Source organism: Lonsdalea britannica (assembly GCF_946477055.1).
GTDB classification, from domain to species: Bacteria; Pseudomonadota; Gammaproteobacteria; order Enterobacterales; family Enterobacteriaceae; genus Lonsdalea; species Lonsdalea britannica_A.
The window spans coordinates 1-5,333 of sequence record NZ_CAMKXG010000243.1 but is presented as its reverse complement, the minus strand read 5'-3'; the positions used below and the strand labels follow the sequence as shown (position 1 = coordinate 5,333).

At 58.6% G+C, this 5,333-nt stretch carries 3 protein-coding genes; all 3 read right to left on the bottom strand.

Going from position 1 to position 5,333, the window contains the following annotated elements; all coding sequences use genetic code 11:
• Nucleotides 1–405: 405 nt before the first annotated feature.
• On the bottom strand, nt 406–1,767 hold the full coding sequence (yegQ, locus tag Q7O77_RS14285) for a tRNA 5-hydroxyuridine modification protein YegQ (protein WP_085652567.1): 1,362 nt from the start codon (nt 1,765–1,767) through the stop codon (nt 406–408).
• Nucleotides 1,768–1,881: 114 nt separating this feature from the next.
• Nucleotides 1,882–2,832, bottom strand: a complete 951-nt coding sequence (locus tag Q7O77_RS14280) for a glutathione S-transferase family protein (RefSeq protein ID WP_304168595.1) — start codon at nt 2,830–2,832, stop codon at nt 1,882–1,884.
• Nucleotides 2,833–2,939: 107 nt separating this feature from the next.
• A partial coding sequence (locus Q7O77_RS14275) for an efflux RND transporter permease subunit (RefSeq protein ID WP_304168593.1) occupies nt 2,940–5,333 on the bottom strand: 2,394 nt, incomplete at its 5' end.

Below are 5,333 nucleotides of genomic sequence, written 5' to 3'. Positions count from 1 at the left end.
GCTTTCACCGCCTGACGCAGTTCGTCATTTTGGCTGCTTTTGCCGTTTAGAATGATAAGAGATTGTGGTTTTTGCGCCATGACGACGTACTCCCTGAAAAGACCTAGAGGAAACCGAAAGTGAGGCGAAGACACGCAGATCGCCTCCGAAAATAGTGTAGTCAGCGTAGCAGAAAAGCGTGACTCGCGGGCAGTGGATGCGTGACGGGGACGACGTAGAAAAGAAAAAGCCAGCTCAAGGGAGATTGAGCTGGCGAAGGAGGTGGTTCCTGGTAGTGTGACTACGCTTATTTTTCGTTCTGTGTTTTCTCAGCGGTGAAATAGTAACCTACCGCGTCCGCTATTGATGTGATCCATTTCTAAAAAACGTCAGAACAGATGTCTGCTCTGACGGTCGAAACAGACTTTATTTAGCGTGAGGATTGCGGGTGCTGGTTCCCTGCAGATTACGCAGCAGCAACGCATATTCCAGTGAGATGTCTTCCGGCACCGGCAGGTAGACGATATGGCCGTTGCCCGGCGCGACGTCAGTATCCTGACCTTTACTGTTCTGCATCCCTTCAATCGTGAACTGCACGTTGCCGCCCGGCGTCATCATTTCCACGCTGTCGCCGCAGGAGAACTTGTTTTTCACCGCGACTTCCGCCAGTCCATTACGGCGTTCGCCGGTGAATTCCCCGACGAACTGCTGACGGTCGGACACCGAATAGCCGTATTCGTAGTTCTGGTGATCTTCGTGGACGTGACGGCGCAGGAAGCCTTCGGTATAGCCACGGTGAGCCAGTCCTTCCAGCGTCTGGAGCAGTGACGGATCGAACGGTTTTCCGGCCACGGCGTCGTCGATGGCGCGGCGATACACCTGGGCGGTACGCGCGCAATAGTAGAAGGACTTGGTACGGCCTTCGATTTTCAGCGAATGCACCTGCATCTGCGTCAGGCGTTCCACGTGCTGGATCGCGCGCAGGTCGCGGGAGTTCATAATATAAGTGCCGTGTTCGTCTTCGAACGCGCTCATGTATTCGCCGGGGCGCTGGCTCTCTTCCAGCATAAAGACTTTGTCGGTCGGTTCGCCGATGCCCAGCGTGGGTTCGACGTTGGCGACCTTAATCGGCTCATGCATATGCACGATATTGCCCACATCGTCTTCTTTGCCTTCCTGCACTTTATATTCCCAACGGCAGGCATTGGTGCAGGTTCCCTGATTCGGGTCGCGTTTGTTGATGTACCCGGAGAGCAGGCAGCGGCCGGAATAGGCCATGCACAACGCGCCGTGAACGAAGATTTCCAGCTCCATTTCCGGCACATGTTCGCGGATCTCTTCAATTTCCTGCAGAGACAATTCGCGGGACAAAATGACGCGGCTCAGCCCCATCTGCTGCCAGAATTTTACCGTCGCCCAGTTGACCGCATTCGCCTGCACCGACAGATGGATTTGCATCTGCGGGAAGTTTTCACGCACCAGCATGATCAGGCCCGGATCGGACATAATCAGCGCATCCGGCTGCATGTCGATGACCGGCTGCAAATCGCGCAGGAAGGTTTTGATTTTGGCGTTGTGCGGCGCGATGTTAACGACGACGTAGAATTTTTTGCCCAGCGAATGCGCTTCGTTGATCGCCTCGGCCAGCGTCTGATGATTGAATTCGTTATTGCGCACGCGCAGGCTGTAGCGGGGCTGGCCGGCATAAATCGCGTCAGCGCCATAAGCAAAGGCGTAACGCATATTTTTCAGCGTACCGGCCGGAGACAGTAGTTCCGGTTTAAACATGGGGTTCTCTCAAGTCTGATCTCAGGTCAGGCTGCTCCCGGGCGGGAGCAGTAAGGCGGCAGATTCTAGCGCTTATGCGGGGAAAAATCAGTATTCGGCTTACAAAAAGTATGCCTATTTCGTTGTGCTGCTGACCGTGTGGCGGTTGTGTGGCCGATCGAGATCGATTTCCGGTCCCAGCGGGACGATGCCGGTAGGATTGAGCCAGCGAATGCCGTAGTAGCCGGACTTGATATGCTCGATATTGACCGTTTCACGGATGCCGGGGTGCTGATACAGATCGCGCAGGTAGTGAGAGAGGTGAGGATAGTCCTCAATACGGCGAATATTGCATTTGAACGCGCCGTGATAGGCCACATCGAAACGGATCAGCGTGACGAACAGCCGCCAGTCGGCTTCCGTCACGGTGTCTCCCGCCAGATAACGGTGATCCGCCAGATGCGCGTCCACGGTGTCCAGCGAGGCGAACAGCGCCGTGACTGCTTGGGCGTAGTGTTCCTGCGTACGGGAGAAGCCGGTCTTGTAGACGCCGTTGTTGATCGTATCGTAAATCAGCGTATTCCAGCGGTCGATGTCGGCGCGCAGCGCGGGGGGATAGAAGTCTTCGACGTTGCCGGTGAGCGTGTCGAACGCGGTATTGAAGAGGCGAATGATGTCGGCGGACTCATTATTGACGATGCGTCCTTCGTGGCGATCCCACAGCACCGGCACCGACACTTTGCCGGTGTAATGGGCGTCGCTCGCGGTGTACAGCTCGTGTAAGTAGCGTACGGCGGGCAGATGCGGACCGGCATCCTGCGGTGTACTAAATGCCCAACCCTGTTCGCCGATGTGCGGCTCCGCCACGGAGAGCGAAATCACCGGCTCGAGCCCTTTCAGCTTGCGGAAGATCAGCGTTCTTGACGCCCACGGGCAGAAATAGGACACAAACAGCTGGTAGCGCCCGGCTTCAGGTATCACCGTCGTTTCCCTGAACCGGGTCGCCTGGCGGTGAAAAGCCCCATTTTTGGTCTCTTCCGCCGCCACATCGCCGACGACCCATCGACCCTCCACTAAACCCGACATCGCTGACTCCTTTACCGTTTAATCAACCGAGCATTTAGGCTAACAGCCTCAGTTTGCGTGGCTATCGTAAAATTTTCACCGAGTCGGACAGTTTCTTTGAACGCCCGTCAGGGCGAATCCGGCAGCGTCACCGTACGGCGCGAGCGTCGCTGGGACAGCCGGTCAAAGAACAGATACACCACCGGCGTGGTATAGAGCGTGAGTAGCTGACTCATGACCAGTCCGCCGACGATGGTGATCCCCAGCGGCTGGCGCAGCTCCGCGCCGTCGCCGCTGCTCAAGACCAGCGGCAGCGCCCCCAGCAAGGCGGCCAGCGTGGTCATCAAAATCGGGCGGAAGCGAAGCTGACAGGCCTGAAAGATCGCTTCGCGCGCGCTGAGGTTCTGAGTCCGTTGCGCCACCAGTGCGAAGTCCACCATCATAATGGCGTTCTTTTTCACGATGCCGATCAGCAGCATGATGCCGATGAGCGCGACCAGGCTGAAAGGTTTATCAAACAGCTTCAGCGCCAGCAGCGCGCCCACCCCCGCCGACGGCAGGGTGGAGATGATGGTCAGCGGGTGTACGTAGCTTTCATACAGCATCCCCAGCACGATATACACCGTGACGATGGCGGCGATGATCAGCGCCACCTGCGACGACTGCGACTGTTGGAACGCCAACGCGGTGCCGGCGAACTGGCCGCGCACGTTGGAAGGCACGCCCAGCGCGGTCATGGTTCGCTCGATGGCGAAGGTGGCATCGGACAGGCTGGCGTTCGGCGGCAGGTTGAAGGAGATCGTCGCCGCGGCGGACAGCCCCTGATGGTTGACCGACAGCGGCGCGTTGGCGGGCAGCCAGCGGGCGAAATAGGACAGGGGAATCGCTTTACCCTCGCTATTGATGACGAACATTTTGTTCAGCGCGCTGGCGTCCTGCGCATAGATCGGATCGACCACCATCACCACCTTGTACTGGTTCAACGGTTGGTAGATCGTGGAGATCTGCCGCTGCCCGAAGGCATTGTTGAGCAGGGCGTTGATATCCGACACGCTGATGCCGAGCTGAGCCAGCGTATCGCGATCGTAGGTCAGCGCCAGTTCAGCGCCCTTGTCCTGCTGATCGGAGCTGACGTCCGCCAACTCCGGCAGTTCGGCCAATGCCGTGCGGATTTTCGGTTCCCACTGGCGCAGCGCGCTCAAATCGTCTGACAACAGCGTGTATTGATAGCTGGCGTTGGCCTCGCGGCCGCCCATTCGCACATCCTGTACTGCCATCAGAAACAGGCTGGCACCCGGCTCCTGAGCCAGTTTGGACCTCAGTCTGGCAATAATCTGCTGTGAGCTGGCGCCGCGCTCCGCCAGGGGTTTCAGGCTGATAAACATCGAGCCGCTGTTGGTGCGGTTACCGCCGGTGAAGCCGGTCACGTTATCCACGGCGGGATCGCTGCTGACGGTTTTCATCAGATCCTGCATTTTAATCTTCATCGCCTGGAACGAAATGCTCTGGTCGCCCTGCACGAAGCCCATAATCCGCCCGGTATCCTGCTCCGGGAACAGCGTTTTCGGCATGTCGACATAGAGCCACACGCTGAGGCCGATGGTGCCGAACAGGACCAGCACCACCCAGCGCGCCCGCGCCAGCACCCAGTTCAACGACAGTGCATAGCGTTCCTGTAACGCTAGCAATACGCGGTTGAATCCCCGGCGGCGCGGTTGGCTGCGGGGCGCATGCGGACGCAGCAGCCGCGCGCACATCATCGGCGTCAGGGTGAGCGAAACCACCAGCGAAATCATTATCGCGACGCACAGCGTGACGGCGAATTCACGAAACAGTCGCCCCGACAGCCCGTCCATCAGCAGGAGCGGAATGAATACGGCGATCAGCGACACGCTCATGGAGACGACGGTGAAGCCGACTTCGCGTACGCCCTGTATCGCCGCAGGCATCGGTTTGATGCCCGCTTCGATGTGGCGAGCGGTGTTTTCCAGCACCACGATTGCGTCGTCCACCACGAAGCCGGTGGCAATCGTTAGCGCCATCAACGACAGATTATTCAGGCTGAAACCGCACAGATACATGGCGGCGAATGTGCCGATCAGCGAAATAGGCACCGCCGCCGCCGGGATCAGCGTGGCGCGCCCGGAACGCAGAAACAGGTACACCACTAAAATCACCAGCGCGACGGCGATCACCAGCGCCCGTTCCACCTCCGCCAGTGACGCGCGGATGGTGGGGGAGCGATCCTGCGCGACGTTCAAATGTACTGAAGCGGGCAGCGTGGCGCTCAGTTCCGGTAGCGCGGCGCGGATGCTGTCGACGGTGGAGATGATGTTGGCTTCGGGCGCGCGGCGGATGATCACCAGCACGGCCGGTTCGCCGTTGGTCATCCCCGCGTTGAGCGTGTCCTGCACGGAATCTTCTACCGTGGCGACATCGCTGAGCCGCACCGGTGCGCCGTTGTTGTAGTGAACGATCAGCGGTCGGTAGACCTTCGCCGTTTTCAGTTCATCGTTGGTTTC

What these genes read in the sequence shown, in the direction of transcription:
- yegQ (WP_085652567.1), bottom strand. Translation starts at nt 1,767, where the DNA reads ATGTTTAAACCGGAACTACTGTCTCCGGCCGGTACGCTGAAAAATATG.
- Q7O77_RS14280 (WP_304168595.1), bottom strand. Translation starts at nt 2,832, where the DNA reads ATGTCGGGTTTAGTGGAGGGTCGATGGGTCGTCGGCGATGTGGCGGCG.